Origin of the sequence: Jeotgalibacillus sp. S-D1, assembly GCF_004358665.1 — a bacterium.
GTDB lineage: Bacteria > Bacillota > Bacilli > Bacillales > Jeotgalibacillaceae > Jeotgalibacillus.
In genome coordinates this window covers 236,827-261,642 of sequence record NZ_SMZR01000005.1, presented here as the reverse complement: position 1 = coordinate 261,642, position 24,816 = coordinate 236,827, and the positions used below count along the sequence as shown (strand labels likewise).

Below are 24,816 nucleotides of genomic sequence, written 5' to 3'. Positions count from 1 at the left end.
ATGCAATTTATTGACGGAAAAACGATGTTAAATCAAGCACTTAAAAATGGGTATGGAGTAGGTGCTTTTAGTGCACATAATGCTGAAACTATTTTGGCGATTTTGGAAGCTGCAGAGGAAAAACAATCTCCTGTTATGATTCAAATTGGCCAAAAGGTTATTCAAACACTTGGGTTAAAGCCTATGAAAGATATGATCGATAGCTTTGCTGGGAATTTTAGTGTGCCAATATGTATTCACTTAGATCATAGCCGTAAGTACGAACAAACGATGGAAGCGATACAATTAGGTTTCCAATCTGTTATGTTTGATGGCTCAGCCTTATCTTTTGAGGAAAATACTACAATAACTAAACAAGTCGTCGAGGCTGCTCGTGCTTTAGGGATTGGTTCAGAAGGAGAAATTGGAAAGATCGGTGGTACAGAAGACGATATTACTGTTGAGGAGAAAGATGCTTCAATTACACCAACTCAAGAAGCGGTGGACTTTGTAACTGCTACTGATGTAGATTACTTAGCAGTCTCCATTGGCACTGCCCACGGTATATATCAACAAACACCAAACCTTCGATTTGATCGTTTAGAAGAGATTGCAAACGCGATCCAACGTCCAATTGTCCTTCATGGAGGTTCTGATGTTCCTGATGAGCAAGTAAGACGAGCAATTTCCTTAGGGATTTCAAAAATTAATGTTGATACTGAATTACGTCAGGCTTTTACTCAAGGATTACAAACGTATATGCAAAATCAACCAGAAGATTTTGTGCTTGCTAATTCTTTAGGGGCAGGCCGTGAGCAAATGAAAGAGAAAGTCAAAGAAAAAATTGATGTCTTTGGAAGTGCAGGACGTGCCAGTGATTATATTATAAAAGAAAAGGTCGTAACGTTATAACAATTCAGGAGGTCGTTATTATGTATAAAACCGAAATAAATTATTCATTTGGGTTATTTATAGCTGGTGAATGGTTAGAGAAAGATAAAAAGGATCTCGTTATAAATAAGTACACTCAAGATGCGTTTGCTGAAACAGCTACAACAGATGAACAAGATGTCCAACGTGCTGTGAAAAGTGCCAAAGAAGCATATTCCCACTCTTTTTCTTTATATGAGCGTTATGAGGTGTTATTTAAAGTTGCTCAATTACTTAGAGACAACCAAGAAGAATTTGCAAAAGCGATTGCTAAAGAAGTCGGAAAACCAATCACAGAAGCTCGCGGCGAAGTGGAACGTTCTGCTTTGACGCTAGAGAATTCTGCTGAGGAAGCCAAGCGTATTCACGGTGAGGAAATTCCTGTACAAGCAGCTCCTGGTTCAGAAAACCGCAGAGCATTCACAAGGCGTTATCCTGTTGGAATTGTAGCAGCAATAACACCATTCAATGTCCCTCTTAATCTTGTTTGTCACAAGGTTGGCCCTGCTCTTGCAGCTGGAAATAGTGTCATTTTAAAGCCTGCAGAACAAACTCCAGTGTCATCCTTACTACTGACACGGCTATTCGAAGAAGCTGGTTTACCTAAAGGACGTTTGAACGTGTTGACAGGAAAAGGAGAAGACGTTGGCCCGTTGTTGACTTCAAACCAGGAAATCAACATGTTTACCTTCACAGGGAGTCCCAGAGTTGGGTTATTAATCCGAGAACAAGCAGGACTAAGAAATGTATCTCTTGAGCTGGGGAACAATTCAGCAACAATTGTTCATAACGATGCTGATATTGCCCAATCTGCTAAGCTTGTTGCCCAAAAAAGTTTTAATAACGCAGGTCAAGTTTGTATTTCTGTTCAACGCGTTTATGTTCATGAAGAAGTATATGAGGACTTCCTATCTAAAGTATGTGAGGCTACTGAGCAAATAAAGCTCGGTGATCCATTGAATGAAGATACACAAATGGGACCAATGATCTCAGAAGAAGAAGCGGTGCGCGTAGAACAGTGGGTGAATGAAGCTGTCGATGCAGGAGCTAAAGTAGTGGCGGGTGGTGCAAGAGAAGGTGTCTTTTATCAGCCAACAATCTTAACGAATGTTAATGATGATATGAAAGTTTGTCGTCAAGAGGTTTTTGGTCCTGTGGTAGCAATTGACACTTATAGCAAAGAAGATGAAGTTATCTCCCGAGTCAACGATTCTGACTATGGTCTACAGGCAGGACTATTCACCAATAATTTGTCATTCGTAATGAAAGCAATGGATGAGATTCACGTTGGTGGGTTAATGGTCAATGACACTTCGGGATATCGAGTCGATCATATGCCATATGGAGGCGTGAAGAAAAGTGGAACTGGTAAAGAAGGGCCTCGTTATGCTATTGAGGAAATGACTGAAGAAAAAATAATTGTATTAAATAATTGAAAGTGAAGGGAGTCAGATGCTGTCTCCCTTTTTTTATTAAATATCTACCAGGAGAGAGATATGGAGTTTTTCACAATCTTATTACCTATCTTTTTTGTATTTGGTACTGGCTATATCGTACAAAAAATATTTGATTTTGATATAACAAATTTTTCAAAGTTAGCCCTTTACATTTTGGTTCCTTTTCTAGTATTTCGAACTTTTTATGAAGAAACAATTAGTTTCTCTTATGTTTATATGACCATATACATGCTTGGACTTAGTCTTTTAATAATATTTACAGTAACGCTGTTATCTAAGTATCATCATTACACAGAAAAGGAAAAGTGCGCATTAGTCCTTTCTTGCGCTTTTAATAATAATGGAAATTATGGTACACCTCTTGTATTGTTTTTGTTCGGTACAGCCGGATTGGAAACAGCAATTGTACTTATGGTTTTACAACAATTGTTAATGAGCACTCTTGGAGTCTATTATGCTGCCAAAGGGAGCGATGATGCAGATGGAGTAAGAGCGGCGCTTCAATCGATACGTAGGATGCCAATGGTTTATGGAGCCATACTCGGCTTTATTTGCAATAATTTAAATGTGAATATAGGTCCCCTGCTAGATGGGGTTAACCTGATTGCAGATGCCGCCATCCCTATAATTATGATTACTTTAGGAATGCAGCTAGCGAAAATCAAGCCTTTGGTCGTAGATTTCAGAAAAATATCTACAGCGGTATTATTGAAATTGGTTGCTGCACCCATTATAGCTGCTTTAATTGTATGGGGATTGCCTGTAGATTCATTAATGAAGCAAATTATGATTATTATGGCAGCGACCCCAACTGCTGCAAACACAACCATGTACGCTATTCAATTTCAAACAGATCCACAGATGGTGACGAGTGCCACTCTTGCAACAACTGTGCTAAGTATACTTACAATTCCATGTGTTATTTACTTAGTAGTCTAGTTAAATATTCTATTAGACTATTAGTTTACAAAATTTCTCTGAAGAAGCGTTTTATATTTCAACACAAAAAGCCTCAAGTCCCAAAACAGGACTTGAGGCTTTTTGTGTTGATGGATTTCTATGGTGGAGGTAAGCTATGACTTAATTAAAAGTAGATGTTTCCCTGTAAAATGAAACGATCTATATAGTTTTTGCTAAATATAAGGAGATGGAAGGCATGAATAGAAGGCAGAATGAACTGTTGAGGCTGTTGTTGACAGAGAGTCATAAAGTGTTTTATTCTCAGGAGCTTGCTGAGCTGCTAGGTTGTTCTGAGAGAACGATTCGAAATGATTTAACCCTGATCGCTTCAGAACTTGTCGAGACTGCTGATATCATTCGAAAACCCGGTGCGGGGATACGTATTGAAGTAACTGAGGTAGAGAGACTGCGGCTCATAGAGGGTTTATTTCAAGTGGAAACCAATGGGGAAGAAGAATTAACAATGAATATAGCCTATGACATGCTTATGTCTAAAAAGCCTATCACATTAAAAAAACTGACCGAACATTATTTTATCAGCCGTCAAGAGGTTAAAAATGAGATTGATAGAATCAATGAATGGTTGAGTTACTTTGATCTTTCAATTAAATCGAAGCAAAAGATAGGATTTGTGCTACAAGGATCTGAACTTACAAAAAGAAATGCCCTTGCCCACTTGCCTCAGCTTTATTCCCTGCATGCAGAAAAGGATCCTTCCATTACTCGATTGTTTCCTTCGTTTGAAGTACAGGCTGTGAAAAACGCACTTGCCAAATTGCCCGGAATATACGCAGACAACGCACTGGAGCGGTTATTAGTGCATGTGTTAATTATGACTAAAAGAACGAAACTTGGAAACTCCATACAAGTGACAGAGGTAGAAAAGGAAGCGGTTATAAAAAGACAGGAGTATCAGCATGCAAAAGAGGTGCTCCATGAACTTGAGCCGGTGTTCAATCTACGTTATCCTGATGACGAAAAACGCTATTTTGCATGGCATTTATTGAGCAGCAAACGCAGAATGCCTCATAAAGAAGATCAATATAATACTGCTCAGATTGTCAATATGCTGACAGTAAAGATGACTGAATTAACAAGTGTGAATTTCCGGGACGATGACATGCTGCATCAAGGTCTGTCAACACATCTACAATCTGTCATTCATCGAATAGCCTATGGGTTAACAGTGATGAATCCTTTATTAAAAGAAATAAAAAAAATGTATCCCTATTTAGTGGGAATGGTGATATTGGCGCTGGAAGATTTTCGGGAGGAGTATGGCGTCGTTGTGCCGGAAGAGGAAGCAGCTTATATCGTATTGCATTTTCAGGCAGCGCTGGAAAGAAGGCAGCGTGTTAGTTATGAAAAGAAGAAAGCGATTGTTGTCTGCCATATGGGAATTGGAATGTCGAGACTCCTTCAGGCACGTCTGGAGCAGCTTGAATCCGGTTTAGAACTTGTGGGTTGTATTTCATATTCAAATCTTGCATCATATTTAGAAACTGAAAAGGTCGATCTGATTATTTCCACAGTAGATATTGAAATTAAACATATTCCTTCTGTGGTTGTTTCGCCTTTGCTGGATGAAAAAGATAAAGATAGAGTGAGGAATCTGGTGAAAATTGTGAAATCAGATGGGACCTTGGCGCCAGGAAAATCTGCATTGCAACATTTTGTTGATGAGGCTTCTGTTTTTACAAAAGTCGAACTTGATCATCGGTATGAAGTGATTGAAATGCTTGCTAATCAATTACATGACCAAGGATTTGTAGAAAAGCAATATGCTCACACTGCTTTATTGCGTGAGCGTATATCAAGCACAGCGATTGGTTCAGGGGTTGCCATTCCTCACGGAAATCCCACGGGAATTTTGAAATCGGGCATAGCAGTTGCCATATTAAAACATCCGCTTAATTGGGACGGCGAATGGGTATCAATCGTGTTTTTGCTTGCCGCAGCAGGTGAAAATGAAGGACTAATGAAACAGCTATTTAAGGAGCTATCTGACATTAGTGAAAAACCGGCTCTGGTGCAGCTTTTGACTGATAAAGAGATAAATAACGGTGCTGATTTAATAAAGCGTTTACAATTAAATGCTGTTTTTCCGGATTGACCGGCAATCATTCGTCTTTTTTATTCTGAAACCTTCTTTATAGTAGAGTGTAAGAAGTCTTCTATAAGGAGGAAGCAGATATGAAACTTTTAGCTATTACATCATGTCCCAACGGTATTGCACACACCTATATGGCTGCTGAAAATCTTCAAAAAGCGGCTGATAAGCTCGGAATTGAGATGAAAGTTGAAACGCAGGGTTCAATTGGTGTTGAGAATGAATTTACAGAGCGTGATATTGAAGAGGCAGACGGCATTATTATTGCTGCCGATAAATCGGTAGTTAAAGACCGTTTTGCTGGAAAGCGGATGTTAGTGGCAGGAGTACAAGATGGTATCAGACGTCCGGAAGCTCTTATTCAGGAGTTTCAAGAGGGGAAAGTAGCCGTCTATAAGCCGGAGGAACGTTCGGTTGATGACATTAAACGTGAGAAGAAAAAGAAAGAAAATCCGATTTATCGCCACCTGATGAATGGCGTGTCGTATATGATTCCTTTTATCGTCATAGGAGGACTACTGATTGCCGTTGCATTGACACTTGGAGGCGAAACGACACCAGGCGGAATCGTGATTCCGGAGGATTCTTTTTGGAAAAAGATTGAGCTTTTAGGCGGTGCATCATTTACCTTCATGGTGCCGATTCTGGCAGGTTTTATTGCTGTAAGTATAGCTGATCGTCCCGGCTTAGCTCCAGGGGTTATCGGTGGTTATATTGCAGCAAATGGCAGCTTTTATGACAGTGAAGCTGGTGCAGGTTTTATTGGAGGTATCATTGCGGGCTTTTTAGCAGGTTATGTGGCTCTTATGATTAAAAGATTAAAAGTACCAAAAGCATTAATGCCTATTATGCCAATTATTATTATTCCGATTTTTGCTTCGCTCATTGTTGGATTAATTTTTGTCTATGTGATTGGCGCACCGATCGCGGCATTGTTTATTGGTTTAACCGATTGGCTTGCCGGAATGCAAGGTTCGAGTTCAATTTTACTGGCGCTGATCTTAGGTGCAATGATTTCATTTGATATGGGCGGGCCGGTCAACAAAGTTGCCTTTCTATTTGGTTCAGCGATGATTGCAGAAGGTAACTACGAGATTATGGGACCGATTGCCGTTGCGATTTGCGTGCCGCCGATTGGGATGGGTCTGGCGACAATGCTGAAGAAAAGAAAATACCAGCCAGCAGAACAAGAAGCAGGAAAAGCAGCCATGACAATGGGAATGTTTGGCATCACTGAAGGTGCCATTCCATTTGCAGCCCAAGATCCATTGCGTGTAATCCCGAGTATTATGGCAGGCTCCATGACAGGTGCAGTAATTGCCATGATCGGAAATGTTGGAGACAGAGTAGCACACGGAGGCCCCATTGTAGCGCTTCTTGGAGCAGTCAATAACGTACTGATGTTTTTTATCGCAATTATTTGTGGTGTAATTGTTACAGCACTATTGGTGAATTTGCTGAAGAGAGATGTTCACGCGGATGATGATGAGAGCGAAGTTGATGCTGATGCAAAGGTTGCAGAAACTGTGAATGAAGATCAACACGTTCAAAATAAGATTCAAAAGCTAACAGACATCATGAACGAAGAGATGATTACCCTTCAGCTTGATGGTGGTGCACGTGATGATGTGATTGATGAATTAATTGAAAAACTGAATCAATCAGGTGCATTAGAATCTAAAATTAAATTTAAGGAAGCGATTATCGCACGGGAAAATGAAAGTACCACTGGCATTGGAGAGAATATTGCGATCCCTCATGGCAAATCAAGTGCTGTCCGTAAACCGTCTGTAGCATTCGGTATAAAACAGCAAGGAGTAAATTGGGAAAGCATGGATGGAACGGACGCCAAACTGATATTTATGATAGCGGTGCCTGAGCAGCACGCAGGAGATGCTCACTTGAAAATTCTCCAAATGCTGTCCCGTAAATTAATGGATGAGTCTTTCAGAGAACAGCTTTTAGCAGCTGAAACGAAACAAGAAGCGTATGATCTGCTGGATACTGTTCAATAAAATTAAAAAGGATCGGAACCGGTTTATTTGCTGGTTCTGATCCTTTTTAGTTGGTTTTTAATGAATCCATTAGGAATCCTTTTCCTAGTGACAGCAGGAATCAGCATCTGCCTGAGGATTACTATCTTTTTGATAAAACGATTAAGAAAATCGAACATCACTGGGGAACCAGCACTATCTATATGTAAAGAACATTTACAAGTCATTTTCACCATTTCAGAAGTTTGCTACATTGTTTAGAATAAGTGGAAAGAGAATTATTTGATTAGAAATATAAGGAGGAAAAAATATGCTGCATTCTTTTTTACTGGCTGGTCAATCGAATATGGCTGGACGTGGATTTTTAAAAGAGGTGCCAATGATTTGTAATGAACGTATAAAAGTACAAAGAAATGGAAAATGGCAAATCATGATGGAACCTATTAACTATGATCGACCTTTTGCAGGGGTTGGGCCTTCGGCTTCTTTTGCAGCGGCCTGGTGTAGAAAAAATAAAGATCAGGAAATAGGTTTAATCCCTTGTGCTGAAGGTGGTTCAAGTTTGGATGATTGGTCAGTTGATGGACCACTGTTTGAACATGCGATCTTACAAGCAAAACTTGCAAAGACAAGCAGTAAGCTTGAAGGGATTTTGTGGCATCAAGGTGAAAATGAATGTTCTTCTGGTCTATCAAAACGTTATCATGAGAAGTTTTCAAAAATTGTGGAGGCATTTCGTCGTGAACTGAATGAGCCGGAGCTGCCTATTATCATAGGGGGAATAGGGAGTTATTTAAGCAGTGGTTTTCTTGGTCAGTACTTTCCGGAGCATTCTGAGGTTAATGAGGCGCTGCTGGAGTTTGCTGAAAAGGAGAAGAACTGTTATTTTGCAACAGCATCAGGACTGACACCTAATCCTGACGGCATTCATTTAAATGCTGTTTCACAGAGAATATTCGGTTTTCGCTATTTTGAAGCATACGTTAAACGCAACCATGTATTAGAACCTCTGGAAGGTGAAGAAAATGCCGTTACTATTTTCAGCGAGAGACCTTTAACAAAGACTGAAAAAAGCGCCATACTGGATAAACAATTTGCTGGAGGAGAGATATCTATAGAAGAGTATCAATTGCAGTTGGAGTTAAACCAATAATCTAACTGAACGATCGAAGGCAGTAAAAATGGATGGAAAATGAACTTACACACGTTTTTTTGACAACTAGACGCTGGACATATTTACGAGGTTTATCAAGAATAGAGTCATCTCAGCGACGGGAAGTTTTAATAATAATAGGAAACAGAAACTGGTGATGCGAGGTTTGTTTTTGACAAAGGGTACGGTATGAATTCAAGAGTGGGGTTTGCCAGTGTTCAAAGACATAACCTTTTTTTGTAGATCATCTCCATTTGAAATTTAGGAATATATCAGGATCCAGATTAACTGTCATTACATCTTTTCATTCTTACCTATATTTTAAAACGCAGCCGTTTAGTCATCCGCCTAGAAGTAATTACTAATATTGAAAACCAAAAGAACCAAATTACCGTTTAAAATAATTTAAATATGTCTATACAATAAAGGTAAACGACTAATATAAAACCCAGGGGGTTGGAATAATGAAAAATGTTATCGTTGTTTGTGAAGCTGGAATTACGACGAGTTTATTGGTAACCAAGCTGGAAGAGCTGGCTCAGCAGGAAAACGAAGAATATAAAATACAGTCGAAAAATACGGAGGAAGGGCTGGATTTTATAAAAGAAGAATCAGTCGATGCTGTTTTATTGGTGCCGCAAATCCATCAGAAATATGCGGAATATAATGAAGCAGCCAATGGTAAAGTCCTTAAAATTTCCGTGATTGATTACAATAATATGAACGTCTTCAGTATTTTTGAGCAGCTCAATGAGGCCTTGTAAGAATGGAGCCTGATCTAACAAGGTTCATGCCCTTAATTACAGAATCTGCTCAAGTGAAAAATTGTGCCTATGAAGCCCTGTCATGTGCTAAGAAAAGTGATGTGGAAGGGTATAATGAAAAAATCGTTGAGGCGAGGAAGTTCCTAATTAAGGCACATCGGGCGCAAACCAGTTTGCTCAGTCTAAATGCAAGAACAGAGAACGTTCCAATTGATATCTATTTAATTCATGCAATGGACCATGTGTCAAATGCACAAATGGTATTCGAACTTACAAAAGAGTTAGCGGAACTCCATTTAAATAAAAAAGGCATCTGATTTGGCAGATGCCTTTTTGTTATGATAAATCTCCTGTGATAAATTGGGCTTTTCCTCCGCCAAAACTCCAATCCTCATCCCCATTTGAAGAGATCGATATCATTAAATCTGAAGGATCTATTTGACACTTTTCTTCGAGGGCAGTAGCCAGTTCATCGTAGAATCTGGTTAACTGTTCTTTTGTTCTTTTTCTGGAAACCATATGGATTAATAGGAAATTGTCTGTACGATCAAATCCTAATCCGGTATCTTCCATTATCATTTGATATTTTTTATGTTCATGAACAAGCTGGTAGCGGTCCCTTTGGGGGACTTCAAACGTTTTGACTGTAATCTCATGAGTTACATCAAGAATGTTCTTAATCTCTTTCTCGCTTTTTCCTTCATATAAATGAAATTTTAATAACGGCATGATCTTTCTCCTTACTATAAAAGAATAAGTTTTGTTTTCGACTTCTCTATAGGTTTGACATAAGCTTGAGCAACACCATTGTTCGTCACGATGGTGTGGATATCTTCCAGGTTGCAATAGGTGTACAGGGAGGTTTTTCCGAATTTAGTGTCATCTATGAGTAAATAAATATCCTGCACTCGATCACATATAAGTTTTTTAATCCTATTTTCCAATAGGTCGGAATTAGAGGCTCCGTTATCAATTGAAAATGCTGTTGCTGACATAAAGGCTTTATTGATATTGAATTTGTTTATCGTCTGATCATCTGAAATACCAGTAAACGACTTCGTAGATCTTTTATACGTTTCGCCAATCACGATCAGTGTGACGTTTTGAAATTTCACAGCTTTGTTGATTACCTCTAAGCTGTTCGTAATCAAAGTAAATTCAATCTCTTTGTCTAAAAGATCAAGAACAAAATGTGTAGTAGTGCCAGAGTCCAGATAGACGATGTCGTGCTGTTTAATAAATTGGGCACAGTGTTGGCCAATTTTTCGTTTCTCCTCTAAATGACTAACGTTCCGGTCTTCAAAAGCCTCCGTTACTTGGTTATCTTTCGTATAAACAACCCCGCCATACACTTTTTTTATAGTTGAAGACTTCGTTAATTCATTAATATCCCGTCTAATGGTATTGAGAGAGACATTAAAATGGTCCTTTAATTCTTCCAAGGATGCCTCTTGTTTGTTTTTCAGGTAATTTTCAATTTGATGGATTCTTTTCACTTTCATACCAAATCACCTCCCCAATCTTCCATAATCATAATATGCTCAATGAACATCTTATATAAACTAAATTTAATGTAACTTTAGTTATATTGTAGCATGTATACATGTGAACATCACCATTTTTAAGTATAAATTATCAAAAGTTAATCAAAATATAATTAAGACTTGACTAAAAAATGGTTAATTGATAATGTTTAATCATAAGTTTAGTAGTTTTTGTAAGCGATTACGAATGAGGAGGAAATATCATGTCAGAAGTCAGAATTTTAAAAAACTATATTAATGGTGAATGGGTAGAGAGCAATAGCACTGAAACAATTGAGGTATATAATCCGGCAACAAAAGAAATTATTGCAAGAGTTCCTTTGTCTACGAGAGAAGAACTGGATCAGGCGGCCGAGGTTGCTGAGAGAACTTTTCATGAGTGGAAGAATGTTGCTGTTCCGAAAAGAGCACGTATATTGTTTAAATTTCAGCAGCTATTGCTTGAAAATAAAGAGGAGCTTGCGGAAATTATTACAACAGAAAATGGCAAGAGCTTAAATGAAGCGTTTGGAGAAGTACAGCGCGGAATTGAAAACGTTGAATTTGCAGCTGGTGCACCGAGCCTTATGATGGGTGATTCGCTGCCATCAATTGCTACAGACGTAGAAGGTACAAATTATCGCTACCCTATAGGTGTTGTAGGTGGTATTACACCATTCAACTTTCCAATGATGGTTCCTTGCTGGATGTTCCCGATGGCGATTGCTACTGGTAATACTTTTATAATGAAGCCATCAGAAAAAACCCCTTTACTTATCGAAAAATTGGTAGAACTTTTGGAGAAATCCGGGTTGCCAAATGGCGTATTTAATGTAGTAAATGGAGCGCACGATGTTGTGAATGGCATTTTAGAGAACGAGCATATCAAAGCCGTGTCCTTTGTAGGTTCGAAGCCTGTTGGTGAATATGTTTTCAAAAAGGGAACAGATAATCTTAAACGGGTTCAGGCGCTAACTGGTGCTAAAAACCATACAATTGTGCTTGATGATGCACGACTGGATCAAACTGTCAGAGAAATTATTAGTGCAGCATTCGGTTCAGCTGGAGAACGTTGTATGGCTGCGGCAGTTATTACCGTTCAGGAAGGTATCTATGAAACTTTCATTCAAAAACTGAAATCAGAAACAGAAAATATTAAAATGGGCAACGGTCTGGAAGATGGCGTGTTCCTGGGTCCTGTTATTAGAGAAGAGAACAAAGAACGTACAATCCAATACATTGAAGAAGGTGAAAGAGAAGGAGCCAAGCTTCTTTTAGACGGACGTGAGAGCTGCTCTGATGAGGGTTATTTTGTTGGACCGACCATTTTTGAAAATGTAAAGACGGATATGAAGATTTGGAAGGATGAAATCTTTGCTCCTGTCTTATCGATTGTGAAAGTAAGAGATTTGAAAGAAGGCATTAAAGTGGCCAATCAGTCTGAATTTGCAAATGGTGCCTGCCTTTTCACAGACAGTGCTTCGAGTGTTCGTTATTTCCGTGAAAACATTGACGCGGGTATGTTAGGCATAAACCTGGGTGTTCCTGCTCCTATGGCTATTTTTCCATTCTCCGGCTGGAAGTCTTCTTTCTTCGGTTCTCTGCATGCAAATGGGAAAGATGGTGTAGAGTTCTATACAAGAAAAAAAGTCGTTACTGCGCGGTATCTTGAACCGGAATTTTCTCAGGAGGGTTAATAATGGTTAATCTATTATATAAAAAAAGAGATTCAAAGATTTCTGAAGGGGTTACTGTGATTCAGGACTTGAACAAATCAAATACCGGTCTTGAGTATGTCGAGTTTAAAGTGATTGAAATGGGTGAAGGGGCGCAATACGAAGAAACTCTCGAAAATACGGAACTGTGTGCAGTTGTCCTGACTGGGAGTGTGGATGTAGATGTTGACGGGGAAGAGTACAGGGGTCTTGGTACAAGAGATTCTGTTTTTGAGAAAAAACCGACAGACAGCATCTATGTACCTTCAACAAAAACGGTTAAAGTGCAGGCAAATACCCCTGTGAAACTGGCTCTATGTTACTCAAATTCTAGCAAAGTGCTGGATACGAAGGTCATTCGTGCAAAAGATAATGATATCGAGCATCGCGGTCAATATGCCAACCAGCGGCTTGTGCATAATATTCTGCCTGATTATCTGGATATTCCGGAAAATTTGCTTGTAGTCGAGGTCTATACAGACAGCGGAAATTTCTCAAGCTACCCGCCTCATAAGCACGATCAGGATAATTTGCCGGAGGAATCCTTCCTTGAGGAAACGTATTACCATGAAATTGATCCAGAGCAGGGATTTGTTTTTCAACGAGTTTATACTGATGATCGTGATTTGGACGAAACGATGGCCGTGGAGCATCAAGATTGTGTGTCGGTCCCAAAAGGCTATCATCCGGTAGGAGTTCCGGATGGTTATAATCTCTATTATTTAAATGTTATGGCCGGTCCGAAAAGAAAATGGAAGTTTAATAATGATAAAGACCATGAATGGATTTTGGAGAGGGATTAATGATGAAAAAATTAAACTTAGTTACATTTGGAAGAGCAGCTATTGATTTAAATGCCACGGAGTATAACCGTCCAATGGAAGAAACCATGACTTTTTCGAAATATGTTGGAGGATCGCCGGCGAATATTGCAATCGGCACTTCGAAGTTAGGTTTGAATGTTGGAATGATCGCGAAAGTTTCGGATGACCAGCATGGAAACTTTATCATTAATTATATGGAAACATCAGGAGTCGATACTCAATATATCAACAAGGATACACAAGGCAGAAAAACCGGGTTGACCTTTACTGAAATTAAAAGCCCTGAAGAGTGCAGTATTGTCATGTACCGGGAAAATGCTGCTGATCTTTATTTAAGTGTAGATGACTTTGATGATGAGTACATTAAAAATGCTGACAGCCTGCTTATTTCAGGTACATCACTTAGCCAGTCTCCATCACGAGAAGCGGCACTGCATGCGGTTGATGTAGCCAGAAAAAATGGTGTTGAAGTGATTTTTGAGTTAGATTACCGTCCTTATACCTGGAAAACTAAAGAAGAGATTTCAATTTATATGACAACAGTAGCAAGGATGGCTGATATCGTGATTGGCACACGAGATGAATTCGATATTATGCAAGGAAATGAAAGCGTTAACGATGAAGCAACAGCAAAGGAACTGCTGGCGTATTCTCCTGGACTTATAGTGATTAAGCATGGAGTGAAAGGGTCGAGAGCATTCACTAAAGATGGTGAGGTCATTGAAGGCACGATCTACAAAACGAAAGTGTTAAAAACGTTTGGTGCAGGGGATTCATTTGCTTCCGGTTTCATCTATGCTTTGAAAAAAGATAAAAGTATTAAAGAAGCTTTGCAATATGGAAGCGCTTCTGCATCGATCGTTGTGTCAAAACATAGCTCATCAGATGCCATGCCAACGATTCGAGACATTGAAAACCTAATAAATAGTCATGAAGGGTGAGTTTATGTCAAAGAGAATTAAATTAACAACCGCACAGGCGCTGGTGAAATTTTTAAATAACCAGTACATTCACTTTGATGGAAAAGAAACGCCATTTGTTGAGGGGTTCTTTAATATTTTCGGTCACGGAAATGTGCTTGGTATTGGTCAGGCCCTTCAGGAAGATACAGGCCATATGAAAGTAATTCAAGGGAAAAATGAACAAGGGATGGCACATGCTGCGGTAGCTTTCGCCAAAGAAAATTTCAGAAGAAAAATTTTCGCTGTAACATCATCTGTTGGACCCGGCTCCGCAAACCTTGTAACGGCCAGTGCCACCGCTTTAGCGAACAATTTACCTGTTTTGTTTTTACCAGGTGACACGTTTGCAACCCGGCAGCCTGATCCGGTTTTACAGCAGATCGAACATTTTCATAGCCATAAAATCACGACGAACGATGCACTGCAGCCTGTTTCACGCTATTGGGACCGGATTGAACGCCCGGAGCAGCTGATGTCAGCTCTTTTGCGTGCTTTTGAAGTGATGACAAACCCGGAAACTTCAGGACCAGTTACATTATCAATAGCCCAGGATGTTGAAGGTGAAGCTTTTGAGTATGAAGAGGCATTCTTTAAAAAGAGAATTCATTATGTTGATCGAATTCTTCCGTCTGAAGAATCATTAGAACGGGCTAAAGAAGAGATTCTTACTGCAAAAAAACCTTTAATCGTAGTTGGAGGCGGGGCGAAATATTCACTTGCAGGCAATGAAATCGCAGATTTTTCAAGAAAATACAAAGTTGCACTTGTTGAAACACAAGCAGGAAAATCGACTGTTTCCTCTGATCATCCATATAACATGGGAGGAGTAGGTGTGACAGGCACACTTGCTGCCAATAAAGCGGCTAAAGAGGCAGATCTGATTATTGGAATCGGCACCAGATATACAGATTTCACGTCTGCTTCTAAAACCGCTTTTAATTTTGAAAAGTCGGCATTTATCAACGTAAATGTAAGCAGAATGCAAACGTATAAAATGGATGCGATTCAGCTGGTAGGCGATGCAAAGGCAACAATTCAAAAGCTTGGTGATCTCTTAGTTGGCTATGAAAGCGAGTTTCGTAATCAGCTGGAAGACTATAAACAGGAATGGCTGAATGAAAGAAAACGACTGGCAGCAATTGAGATTGATCTGAATGATGAAGCCTATCAGCCGGAAATTAAAGACTCCTTCGGCAGAGAGAAGCTAAAGGCTTATGCCAATGAACTGGGCACAAATTATTCCCAGACAACAGCCCTAATTAAGGTGAATGAATTGATCGATCCTTCCAGCTATGTCATCACTTCTGCAGGATCTCTGCCTGGAGACATGCATAGAGTCTGGAATTCCACGGTTGAAAATACCTACCATGTTGAGTATGGATATTCCACAATGGGGTATGAAATAGCCGGGGGGCTGGGTGTGAAAATTGCCCATCCAGATAAAGAAGTCTACTGCATGGTTGGAGATGGCAGCTTTTTGATGCTTCACACAGAAATGGTGACCGCTCTTCAATACGGCTACAAGCTCAATATCGTTCTATTTGATAATTCAGGGTATGGCTGTATCAATAATCTTCAAATGGGACACGGCAGCGAAAGTTACTGTACAGAATTCACTAAAACAGATGGCAGCATCCTGACCGTGGATTATGCAAAAGTGGCAGAGGGTTATGGTTTTGATTCCTTTACAGCTAATAACAATCAAGACGTAGAGACAGCAATTAAAAAAGCAAAAGAAAGCGAAAATTCGACTTTGATTCATATAAAAGTACTTCCAAAAACCATGACTGATGGGTATGAGAGCTATTGGAATGTAGGTATCTCCGAACATTCAGCTAATGCAAACATAATGGATAAAGCAGCGGAAGTGCTGAGCATGAGAGACAAAGCAAAACAATATTAGCGCAAATGAGTGTGACTAAATGAAAACGATTAAAATTGGTATTGCTGGATTAGGCCGTCTGGGCCTAATCCATGCTGATAATATTTATAAGATGAAACATGTTGAACTGACGGCTATTTCAAATCTGGACGAAAGCGTTAATAAGCAGGTTCAGGAAAAATATCAAGTTCCTTACGCCTACACGACGTATGAAGAAATGATCGAGAATGATGAACTGGATGCGGTTTGCATTGTGACACCTTCCGGCTTTCATACCAGTCATATCCAATTGGCTCTTGAGCATGATCTGCACGTCTTTTGTGAAAAGCCGATCGGATTAGAGGTTGAGGAGATCAAGCAAACATGCAAGGTAATCGACAAAAGCGATAAGGTCTTTCATTTAGGTTTCATGCGGAGATATGATCAGGACTACTTGTATGTGAAAGAAATGATTGACCGAGGGGATATAGGTGACATTTCGATTATCCGGTCGTATGGAATCGATCCAATCGCAGGTCTTGAAAGCTTTGTTAATTTTGCTAAAAAGAGCCCGAGTGGCGGCATTTATCTGGATATGAGCGTACATGATATTGATGTAATTCGCTGGTTCACAAACTCTGAAGTCACAAAAGTATGGGCTACAGGCAATAATAAAGTCTTTCCTGAATTAAATGAGTTGAATGAGGTAGAAATGAGTACAGCCACGATGCAGCTTGAAAATAATACAACAGCCTTTTTAGTCGCTGGCCGTACAGCAAGCCATGGATACCATGTTGAAACGGAAGTGATTGGCACAAAAGGAATGGTTCGCATTGCTGCTACACCAGATAAAAATAAGGTGACAGTTTTTAATGATCAAGGCGTAGTCAGGCCGACGTCCCAAAGCTTTCCGGAACGATTCAGAGAAGCCTATGTGGATGAACTTAAAGACTTTGTAAGATGCATTCGAGGACAAACGAAACCTGAGGTAACAGCGGTCGATGGGCTGCGAAGCACAGAAGTGGCGATTGCCTGCCAGAGATCATTAGAAAAAAATAAGCTGGTGGAAATTCATTACGAAGGATGATTAATAGCATGGAAAATATAAAATTGGGTTGCGCACCAATCGCTTGGACTAACGATGATCTGCCTGAATTGGGAGCGGAGAATTCTTTTGAACAGTGTATCAGTGAAATGGCACTCGCAGGATATAAGGGAACGGAAGTGGGGAACAAGTTTCCAAAGGATCCTGCATCCTTAAAAAGATTTCTGGATATAAGAGGGCTGGAAGTAGCCAGTGCCTGGTTTAGTGCATTTTTAACCACACAAGGATTTGAACAAGTAAAGAAAGATTTTATCCAGCACAGGAATTTCCTCCATGCAATGGGGGCTGAGGTAATCGTTGTTTCCGAGCAGGGCAGCAGCATTCAGGGAATAATGGATGCGCCGTTGTTTGATAAGAAGCCTGCTTTCACTGAAGAAGAATGGAAGCGCTTTACTCACGGTCTTGAAAAGCTGGGTGAATTGGCGAAGGAAAAAGGAATGACGTTAGTCTATCATCACCATATGGGTACATGCGTCCAAACTACGGAGGAAATTGATAGACTGATGCGGGACACGGATCCGGAGAAAGTAAGTTTATTATATGATACTGGCCATCTCGTTTTTTCCGGGGAAGATCCTCTTTATATTCTGGAAAAACATTTTGACAGAATCAGGCATGTTCATTTCAAAGATATTAGGAAAGAAGTGGCGCTGAAAATTAAAAGTGATAGGGATAGTTTCCTGGCGGGTGTAAAAAAAGGAGCTTTTACTGTTCCTGGTGATGGGTACATCAATTTTAAACCGATTCTGAACTATTTAAAGGAAAATAACTATCGAGGCTGGATTGTTGTTGAGGCAGAACAGGACCCAAGTATTTGTAATGCATTCGAGTATGCCGTAAAAGCGAAACGGTATATTGATAACTTATAGAACAAAGGGGAATAAATATGAACTGGTTTACTATAACTAGCTTCCTGGTTATTTTAGTGGCTATTTACCTTTACGCTTACTACAGAAGTAAAAATATAAATACACAAGATTCAGATGGGTATTTCCTTGGTGGCCGGTCCTTAGTAGGCACTACAGTCGGTATGTCAATTATTATGACAAACCTTTCCACTGAACATCTTGTCGGTCAAAATGGACAAGCTTATGTTGCAGGGGCAGAAGTAATGGCGTGGGAAGTGACTGCTGCTGTAGCCATTGTATTGTCTGCCTGGATTTTTCTTCCGAGGTATTTAAAGTATGGTGTAAATACAATATCGGACTTCATTGAAGTTCGTTATGACACAATGACAAAGAGGATTGTGTCCATTCTGTTTATGTTTACATATACGGTCAGTTTTATGCCTGTAGTTTTATACTCGGGAGCCTTAATATTTAATGATTTGTTTGGTGTTGGGGAATTTCTTGGCGTATCTTCCATGACAGCAGTAGTGATTATTGCTGCATTTATCGGGATTGTCGGGATTATTTATTTGTTTGTCGGTGGTCTCTCACTCGTTGCACATAGTGATTCCATTTATGGAGTCGGACTGCTGCTAGGCGGTGGTATTATTACAGTTTTAGGCTTTATTGCATTAGGAGACAGCAGTTTTTTAAATGGCGTAGACAGACTTTTATCTGAATCTTCGGATAATTTAAATGCCTGGGGCCCGGTTGATTCAACGATTGTACCCTGGCCTGCTCTTTTCTTTGGCATGTTTTTTAACAACCTGTATTTCTGGTGTACCAATCAAATGATTGTACAAAAGGCATTAGCTGCTAAAAATTTAAAGGAAGCACAAAAAGGCACGATGCTTGTAGGATTCTTTAAAATATTTGGGATTTTCTTCTTCGTGATCCCTGGAATTATAGCTGCCACAATGTTTGGCGATGGTTTACAGATGGATATGGCCTATCCAACTCTCCTTAATGAAGTATTGCCGCAATGGGCTTATGGAATTTTCGGGGTAATCGTGTTTGGAGCCATTATGAGTTCTTTCCTTGGAGCGCTTAATGCGACGGTTACACTGTTCAGTCTGGATTTCTATAAACCTATTATTAACAAAAAGGCGAATAACCGCCAAATTGCAAGAATGGGGAGAATCCTAACGGTTGGTGTAGGGATCATTGTCATCATTATTGCACCATTGATCTCTCTGTTTCCACAAGGACTGTTCGCAGTAATCCAGGAATTCAACGGCTTATATAATATGCCGCTGCTTGCCATCATTTTAGTCGGGTTTTTCTCGAAAAAAACCTCAGCTTTGGGTGCGAAAGTTACGTTTGTTTTTCACGTCATCACGTATAGTTTATCCAAAGTACTGCTTGCAGACATTCATTACCTTTATGTCTGGAGCGTTTTATTCATTCTTGACGTAGCTATTTTGTACATTTTTAGTTCATTGAAGCCGGATAAAGTAGAGTTTGAATTCGAGAAGTATAAAAACAAAGTAGATTTAACCCCATGGAAACACTCGAAATGGGTTGGGACGGTTATATTGCTGACAGTAGTAGCGATGTATATCATATTCTCCCCATTGGTATTAGCCTAATTAAGAAAGGAAGACGTTCCGATGGAAAAGATAATAGCAGGTGTAATAGGTGCAGGAAGAATTGGAAAATTACACATCAATAACTTGAAAACTAACCCAAATGTTCGATTGAAAAAGGTTTCAGATCTTTTTTCAGATCAATTACAAGAATGGTTTAAAGATTGTGGAGTGGAAGAAATCACCACAGACTATCAGGATATTTTTGAAGATGTGGAAATCAATACAGTATTTATCTGTTCACCCACAAGCACGCACGCTGACTTAATTAAATTAGCAGCAAAATATAATAAACATGTGTTTTGTGAAAAGCCAATCAGCTTTGATGATAAGGAAACTCTTGAAGCCTATGAACATATTAAAAAAGCCGGAGTGAAGTTCCAGGTTGGTTTTAATCGACGGTTTGATAAAAACTTTAAAGAAATGAAAGCCAGAGTAAAAGGCAATAAGGTTGGGGACGTCCATCTTCTGAAAATAACCTCCAGAGATCCTGAAGCTCCACATTTGGATTACATTGAAAGTTCTGGCGGAATGTTTATGGACATGAGTATCCATGACTTTGATATGGCAAGATATTTGCTGGATTCTGAGGTTAGCGAAGTGTATGCAAAAGGAGCGACGTTAGTAAACCCTGCCATTGGTGACAAGGGTGATATCGACACAGCCATCATCACGTTAACATTTGAAAATGGTGCACTTGGAGTAATCGATAACAGTAGAGAAGCTGTTTATGGGTATGATCAGCGCATAGAAGTGTTTGGTAATGGGGGAGCACTGGTCGCTGATAACGAAACGAGTACAAATCTAAAATATTATCACTCGAATACAGTTGAGATGGATCAGCCTCTTCATTTCTTTTTGGAAAGGTATAATGATTCATTTATAAGTGAAACACAGGAATTTGTAGACAGTATTATCAATGATAAAGAAACCGGAGTAGTGTTCAGGGACGGAATTATGGCTCAGAGAATCGCGCAGGCTGCTAAGGAATCCTATGAAAGCGGAAAGCCTGTAAAAGTTAATCATGAAATCGGGTTATAAAATGAAGAATATTCTAGATGATGCATTTGAAAAGAAGTATGCCGTCCCTCAATTCAATATGAATGGATTAATCTGGCTGGAGTCTATTTTGAAAACAGCCGAAAAATGTAAAGCGCCGGTTATTATAGGCACGACAGATAAGATTGTTGATCAGTTGGGTGGCTTTAAACTGCTTGCACAAATTTTTGAGATTATGAAAAAGGATTTGAAGATAAAGGTCCCTGCTATCCTGCATTTAGACCATGGCCAAACGGTTGAGCGATGCTTCGAAGCGGTCGATGCAGGCTACGATTCTGTCATGTACGATGGCTCCAAGCTTTCAATTGAAGAGAATGTGAAGAATACCAAAAAGGTGGTTGAATACGCACATAAGCAAGGAGTCACTGTTGAAGCGGAAGTCGGCAGTGTTGGAGGCACGGAAGATGGTGTCTATAGCGATATGATATACGCCGATCAAAGCGAATGCATGAAGCTTGCGATCGAAACAGGAATCGATAGCCTTGCCCCAGCTTTGGGCTCTGTCCATGGAAAATACAAAGGAGAGCCCAACCTGGGATTTGAGGAAATGGCCCGTTTACGCCAATCGCTTCATGTACCATTTGTTCTTCATGGAGCATCCGGAATCTCTAATGCTGATTTGCAAAAAGCTATTTCCTATGGCCATGCTAAGGTCAATTACAATACAGAACTAAATATTGGCTGGTCTGATGCGCTTAGAACAGTGTTAACAGAGAATCAGGAATTATATGCTCCTATGGAGATCTTAAAACCAGGTAAACAGGCTTTAAATGCTGTGATTGAAGAAGTGATTATACGTACGGGAGCCTATGAAAAAGCATAGTTTATAGTAAAGGTGAATGCTATCGAGTAAAGCATCCGCCTTTTCTCTTAAAACAAAAACGGGTAGCTCTTCAAAGAGCTGCCCGTTTTAATATTTAGTCTTCTTCGATTTTCGTTTTAAGCTTACCGAGAGACTGCGGAGGGCAGGCTTTTTATTTAAGATAATGGGGGAGGAAACTGTTAGAAAGATCATAAGGAAAAGCTGATAGAATCAATTTTAAAAAGCACTTACAAATGTAAGTGTTTAATAAAAAGGAATGATTACTATTTACAAATCGTAATGGTTACGATATGTTATTTAGAGTAAATTAATAGGAGGAGATACATATGAGCAAAAAATGGATGACAACGTTTATTTTTATGACTGCCTTAACTCTGGCAGCTTGTGGAGAAGAGAATACGGATACTAAGGAAGATGGCAACGACTCTGCTTCAGAAGAGGTTGAGAAACAGGAACATAACCACGAGGAAGAGCATGACCATGACCATGACCATGAAGAGGAACACAACCATGATCACGATCATGACCATGAATTAGACGAAGAAGCACAAAAAATCTATGATGGCTATTTTGAAGATGACCAAATTCAAGATCGTGAGCTATCTGATTGGGAAGGCGACTGGCAATCTGTCTATCCTTATTTAGAAGATGGAACTTTAGACCAGGTGTTTGCTCATAAAGCAGAAGAGGGCGACATGACGGAGGAAGAATACAAGGAATACTATAAGGAAGGGTATGAAACCGACGTGGATCGCGTTGTGATCGAAGGAGATACATTTACCTTCTTTGAAAACGGTGAGGAATCTTCTGGAAGCTATACTTATGACGGCTACGAAGTGTTGGAATATGAAGCAGGCAACCGAGGCGTACGATACATTTTTAAACTGGATGAAGAACAGGAAGGAACCATGCCCGCCTATATTCAATTCAGTGACCATGGCATCGAGCCAACCGATGCAGATCATTATCACTTGTATTGGGGAGATGACCGCGAAGCGCTCCTCGATGAAGTCACCAACTGGCCTACCTATTACTTCTCAGACCTAAGCGGTGAAGAAATTGCTGAAGAAATGATGATGCATTAATCAATCATCTTACCAAACTAATACTATTAAGAAATCCGGTGCCCTTCTTGGGAACCGGATTTTTTTGAGATTGTTTTAAATACAGGTATCACAGGAATCTTCTGATTCTACTAGATTACTCCATAAGGAACCACTTTTAATGGACTATACTTTCACGTTTCGGCATTTTATAATAATAGTACAAAGAAAGGAGGAAAAAATATGGAACGTGGTATTTTAAAAGCGATTGTCGAGCTTCAAAAGAATATGGAAAGCCGTTTTGAAAAAGTAGATCACCACTTTGATGGTATAAATGAGCGTTTGCAAAATCATGATGAGCAATTTACTGGAATACGTACACAGATGAAAGAACAGTTTACAGGAATCCATACACAGTTGAACGACCAGGTTACAGGAATCCATGCACAGATGAACGACCAGGTTACAGGAATCCATGCACAGATGAACGACCAGGTTACAGGAATCCATGCACAGATGAACGACCAGTTTACAGGAATCCATTCACAGTTGAACGACCAGTTTACAGGAATCCATGCACAGATGAACGACCAGGTTACAGGAATTCATGCACAGATGAACGAACAGGTTACAGGAATCTATTCACAGCTAAACGAACAGTTTACAGGAATCCATACACAGCTAGACCGTATGGAAAATGAGCGTCAGGAAGAAATCATGTCTATGTTAAAACACATATCGCAAAAACAAGATGTGAATAATCAAAATAATGATTATTTGCTGCACAAAAATCAAGAGCATGATAAAGAAATATACCGTTTGAAAAAGCACATCCAAAATTAACTTCCATTAACCCCGCAAGTCTTCAAAATACCCTCCGATTACTAAACAGCTGTAATGTTTTCGTGGTTATAACAGGTTTACAGTCTGAAAAGCAGGAAATAGCGTACCTCACAGAGCAGTCGAAAAGAGCGCCGGGAATAATGGGGAAGCTTATAAAATATCAAGGCGAGTGCTATCTATTAAAGCACCCGCCTGTTCTCTCCTATATGTCTAGAAATTAATTTTTTTATTTTCTATTCACGTTCTTTTTATTTTTCAAAAATAAATTAACGCTCATGTACAAAATATACAGCGGAATGGCGAAAGCGAGTGATATTGCAAATCTGCCGTTATAAAAGGCAACAGCGAGAAGTGATACCAGATATAGAGTTACGATGGTGCCGTACTTTGGTATAGGCACGCTTTTTAAACTCGGAATTTTAACCGAACTAACCATCAGAACACATAAGAATGTATGTGCTACAGCAATGGCAACATCCGGAAGAAAGCTTTGGAAAATGGTCAATAAAGCGATAAGTCCTCCGGCAGCTGTGATCGGAACGCCGGTAAAATACTTGTTGTCTGGCGTTTTATCAACGTTAAATTTTGCCAGGCGAATTGCACCAAAGACAGGGAATAGACCAGATATAACCATACCGAGAATACCAAGCTCACTAAAAGTGGTGCTAAATATCAATACCGCAGGTGCCACTCCAAATGTGACGATATCAGCAAGTGAGTCTAATTCTTTCCCGAACGTACTCTCCACACCAAGTTTCCGTGCGAGTCTCCCATCTAAGCTGTCTAACATCATCCCCGCAAGTATCATAATAGCGGCATTCTGAAAATCCTGCAGTAATACGAGTCCTATTGACAGAAAGCCAAATAGTAAATTACTTAGTGTGAATAAATTAGGGATATTCCTTTTAATCATTCCAAAACCATCCTTGCATTATCTCAACATTCTCCTTTTCTAAAAGAGTTACTTTATTTTAACAAACGAAAGGTGAGAGGGGGAGATTTTAACTAAATCATAAACAGAAGTAGTTATTAAGCTTCTTCCCATAATAATCTTTATTAATTGTACAGTACCTCAATACATTTACTAAATTTGACCATGACTAAAATAAATATCATGGTCTTTTTTATCCTTTGGATATATAAAATGAATGGGGACAAAGGATTTGTACTTCGGGGATCAAACGGGTGACAAGTCGAAACTGATTGATCAGCGCATAAGAAATTTATTTGAAGGATTC

Annotated in this window: 22 protein-coding genes; 19 read left to right on the top strand and 3 right to left on the bottom strand. The window is 39.5% G+C overall.

Annotated features, from left to right (window positions below):
- The 8 genes from E2R51_RS15485 (at nucleotide 1) to E2R51_RS15450 (ending at nucleotide 9,664) form a co-directional block, all read left to right on the top strand.
- Nucleotides 1–891 carry a class II fructose-bisphosphate aldolase gene (locus E2R51_RS15485; protein ID WP_133377988.1) on the top strand — a complete coding sequence of 297 codons (891 nt, stop codon included), beginning with the start codon at nucleotides 1–3 and terminating at the stop codon, nucleotides 889–891.
- A 20-nt stretch (nucleotides 892–911) separates the two neighbouring features.
- On the top strand, nucleotides 912–2,345 hold the full coding sequence (locus tag E2R51_RS15480) for an aldehyde dehydrogenase family protein (protein WP_133377987.1): 1,434 nt from the start codon (nucleotides 912–914) through the stop codon (nucleotides 2,343–2,345).
- A 60-nt stretch (nucleotides 2,346–2,405) separates the two neighbouring features.
- Nucleotides 2,406–3,305 (top strand): AEC family transporter, encoded by a 900-nt coding sequence (locus E2R51_RS15475; RefSeq protein WP_133377986.1) that lies wholly within the window; start codon nucleotides 2,406–2,408, stop codon nucleotides 3,303–3,305.
- Between the two features lie 217 nt (nucleotides 3,306–3,522).
- A complete protein-coding gene (locus E2R51_RS15470) occupies nucleotides 3,523–5,439 on the top strand; it encodes a BglG family transcription antiterminator (protein WP_165967244.1) in 1,917 nt (638 codons plus the stop codon).
- A gap of 80 nt (nucleotides 5,440–5,519) precedes the next feature.
- Nucleotides 5,520–7,451 (top strand): PTS fructose transporter subunit IIABC, encoded by a 1,932-nt coding sequence (locus E2R51_RS15465; protein WP_133377984.1) that lies wholly within the window; start codon nucleotides 5,520–5,522, stop codon nucleotides 7,449–7,451.
- A gap of 289 nt (nucleotides 7,452–7,740) precedes the next feature.
- Entirely contained in the window at nucleotides 7,741–8,583 is an 843-nt protein-coding gene (locus tag E2R51_RS15460) for a sialate O-acetylesterase (protein WP_133377983.1), read from the top strand.
- A 464-nt stretch (nucleotides 8,584–9,047) separates the two neighbouring features.
- Nucleotides 9,048–9,347, top strand: coding sequence for a PTS sugar transporter subunit IIB (locus E2R51_RS15455; protein ID WP_133377982.1), 300 nt, complete (start codon nucleotides 9,048–9,050; stop codon nucleotides 9,345–9,347).
- Nucleotides 9,348–9,349: 2 nt separating this feature from the next.
- Nucleotides 9,350–9,664, top strand: coding sequence for a PTS sugar transporter subunit IIA (locus tag E2R51_RS15450; protein WP_133377981.1), 315 nt, complete (start codon nucleotides 9,350–9,352; stop codon nucleotides 9,662–9,664).
- Between the two features lie 19 nt (nucleotides 9,665–9,683).
- Here the strand turns inward: E2R51_RS15450 and E2R51_RS15445 are convergent, their stop codons facing one another.
- Together E2R51_RS15445 and E2R51_RS15440 are read right to left on the bottom strand one after the other, a co-directional pair.
- On the bottom strand, nucleotides 9,684–10,076 hold the full coding sequence (locus E2R51_RS15445; protein ID WP_133377980.1) for a tautomerase family protein: 393 nt from the start codon (nucleotides 10,074–10,076) through the stop codon (nucleotides 9,684–9,686).
- 14 nt (nucleotides 10,077–10,090) lie between these two features.
- Nucleotides 10,091–10,849: a DeoR/GlpR family DNA-binding transcription regulator gene (locus E2R51_RS15440; protein WP_133377979.1), complete on the bottom strand. Its 759-nt coding sequence runs from the start codon at nucleotides 10,847–10,849 to the stop codon at nucleotides 10,091–10,093.
- A gap of 245 nt (nucleotides 10,850–11,094) precedes the next feature.
- Here E2R51_RS15440 and E2R51_RS15435 point away from each other — a divergent pair, with 245 nt between their 5' ends.
- The 11 genes from E2R51_RS15435 to E2R51_RS15385 all read left to right on the top strand — a co-directional run bounded on the left by E2R51_RS15435 (nucleotide 11,095) and on the right by E2R51_RS15385 (nucleotide 23,578).
- Complete coding sequence (locus E2R51_RS15435) at nucleotides 11,095–12,567, top strand: CoA-acylating methylmalonate-semialdehyde dehydrogenase (protein ID WP_133377978.1); 1,473 nt, start codon at nucleotides 11,095–11,097, stop codon at nucleotides 12,565–12,567.
- A 2-nt stretch (nucleotides 12,568–12,569) separates the two neighbouring features.
- A complete protein-coding gene (gene iolB / locus E2R51_RS15430) occupies nucleotides 12,570–13,388 on the top strand; it encodes a 5-deoxy-glucuronate isomerase (RefSeq protein ID WP_133377977.1) in 819 nt (272 codons plus the stop codon).
- Entirely contained in the window at nucleotides 13,388–14,350 is a 963-nt protein-coding gene (gene iolC, locus E2R51_RS15425; RefSeq protein WP_205703340.1) for a 5-dehydro-2-deoxygluconokinase, read from the top strand. The genes iolB and iolC overlap by 1 nt, the downstream gene beginning before the upstream one ends.
- Nucleotides 14,351–14,354: 4 nt before the next feature.
- The gene (gene iolD / locus E2R51_RS15420; RefSeq protein WP_133377976.1) at nucleotides 14,355–16,274 is read left to right on the top strand and encodes a 3D-(3,5/4)-trihydroxycyclohexane-1,2-dione acylhydrolase (decyclizing); all 1,920 of its coding nucleotides are present in this window, start codon (nucleotides 14,355–14,357) and stop codon (nucleotides 16,272–16,274) included.
- A 19-nt stretch (nucleotides 16,275–16,293) separates the two neighbouring features.
- Entirely contained in the window at nucleotides 16,294–17,319 is a 1,026-nt protein-coding gene (locus E2R51_RS15415; RefSeq protein WP_133377975.1) for a Gfo/Idh/MocA family oxidoreductase, read from the top strand.
- A gap of 8 nt (nucleotides 17,320–17,327) precedes the next feature.
- On the top strand, nucleotides 17,328–18,206 hold the full coding sequence (gene iolE, locus E2R51_RS15410) for a myo-inosose-2 dehydratase (protein ID WP_133377974.1): 879 nt from the start codon (nucleotides 17,328–17,330) through the stop codon (nucleotides 18,204–18,206).
- A gap of 17 nt (nucleotides 18,207–18,223) precedes the next feature.
- Nucleotides 18,224–19,813 carry a solute:sodium symporter family transporter gene (locus E2R51_RS15405; protein WP_133377973.1) on the top strand — a complete coding sequence of 530 codons (1,590 nt, stop codon included), beginning with the start codon at nucleotides 18,224–18,226 and terminating at the stop codon, nucleotides 19,811–19,813.
- Between the two features lie 21 nt (nucleotides 19,814–19,834).
- Nucleotides 19,835–20,851, top strand: a complete 1,017-nt coding sequence (gene iolG, locus E2R51_RS15400; RefSeq protein ID WP_133377972.1) for an inositol 2-dehydrogenase — start codon at nucleotides 19,835–19,837, stop codon at nucleotides 20,849–20,851.
- Nucleotide 20,852: 1 nt separating this feature from the next.
- Nucleotides 20,853–21,692, top strand: a complete 840-nt coding sequence (locus tag E2R51_RS15395; RefSeq protein ID WP_240733103.1) for a ketose-bisphosphate aldolase — start codon at nucleotides 20,853–20,855, stop codon at nucleotides 21,690–21,692.
- A 326-nt stretch (nucleotides 21,693–22,018) separates the two neighbouring features.
- Entirely contained in the window at nucleotides 22,019–22,777 is a 759-nt protein-coding gene (locus tag E2R51_RS15390; protein ID WP_240733102.1) for a ZinT/AdcA family metal-binding protein, read from the top strand.
- A 201-nt stretch (nucleotides 22,778–22,978) separates the two neighbouring features.
- The gene (locus E2R51_RS15385) at nucleotides 22,979–23,578 is read left to right on the top strand and encodes a hypothetical protein (protein WP_133377970.1); all 600 of its coding nucleotides are present in this window, start codon (nucleotides 22,979–22,981) and stop codon (nucleotides 23,576–23,578) included.
- A 226-nt stretch (nucleotides 23,579–23,804) separates the two neighbouring features.
- Here E2R51_RS15385 and pssA read toward each other — a convergent pair whose 3' ends face one another.
- Nucleotides 23,805–24,491 (bottom strand): CDP-diacylglycerol--serine O-phosphatidyltransferase, encoded by a 687-nt coding sequence (pssA, locus tag E2R51_RS15380; RefSeq protein ID WP_133377969.1) that lies wholly within the window; start codon nucleotides 24,489–24,491, stop codon nucleotides 23,805–23,807.
- Nucleotides 24,492–24,816: the final 325 nt, after the last annotated feature.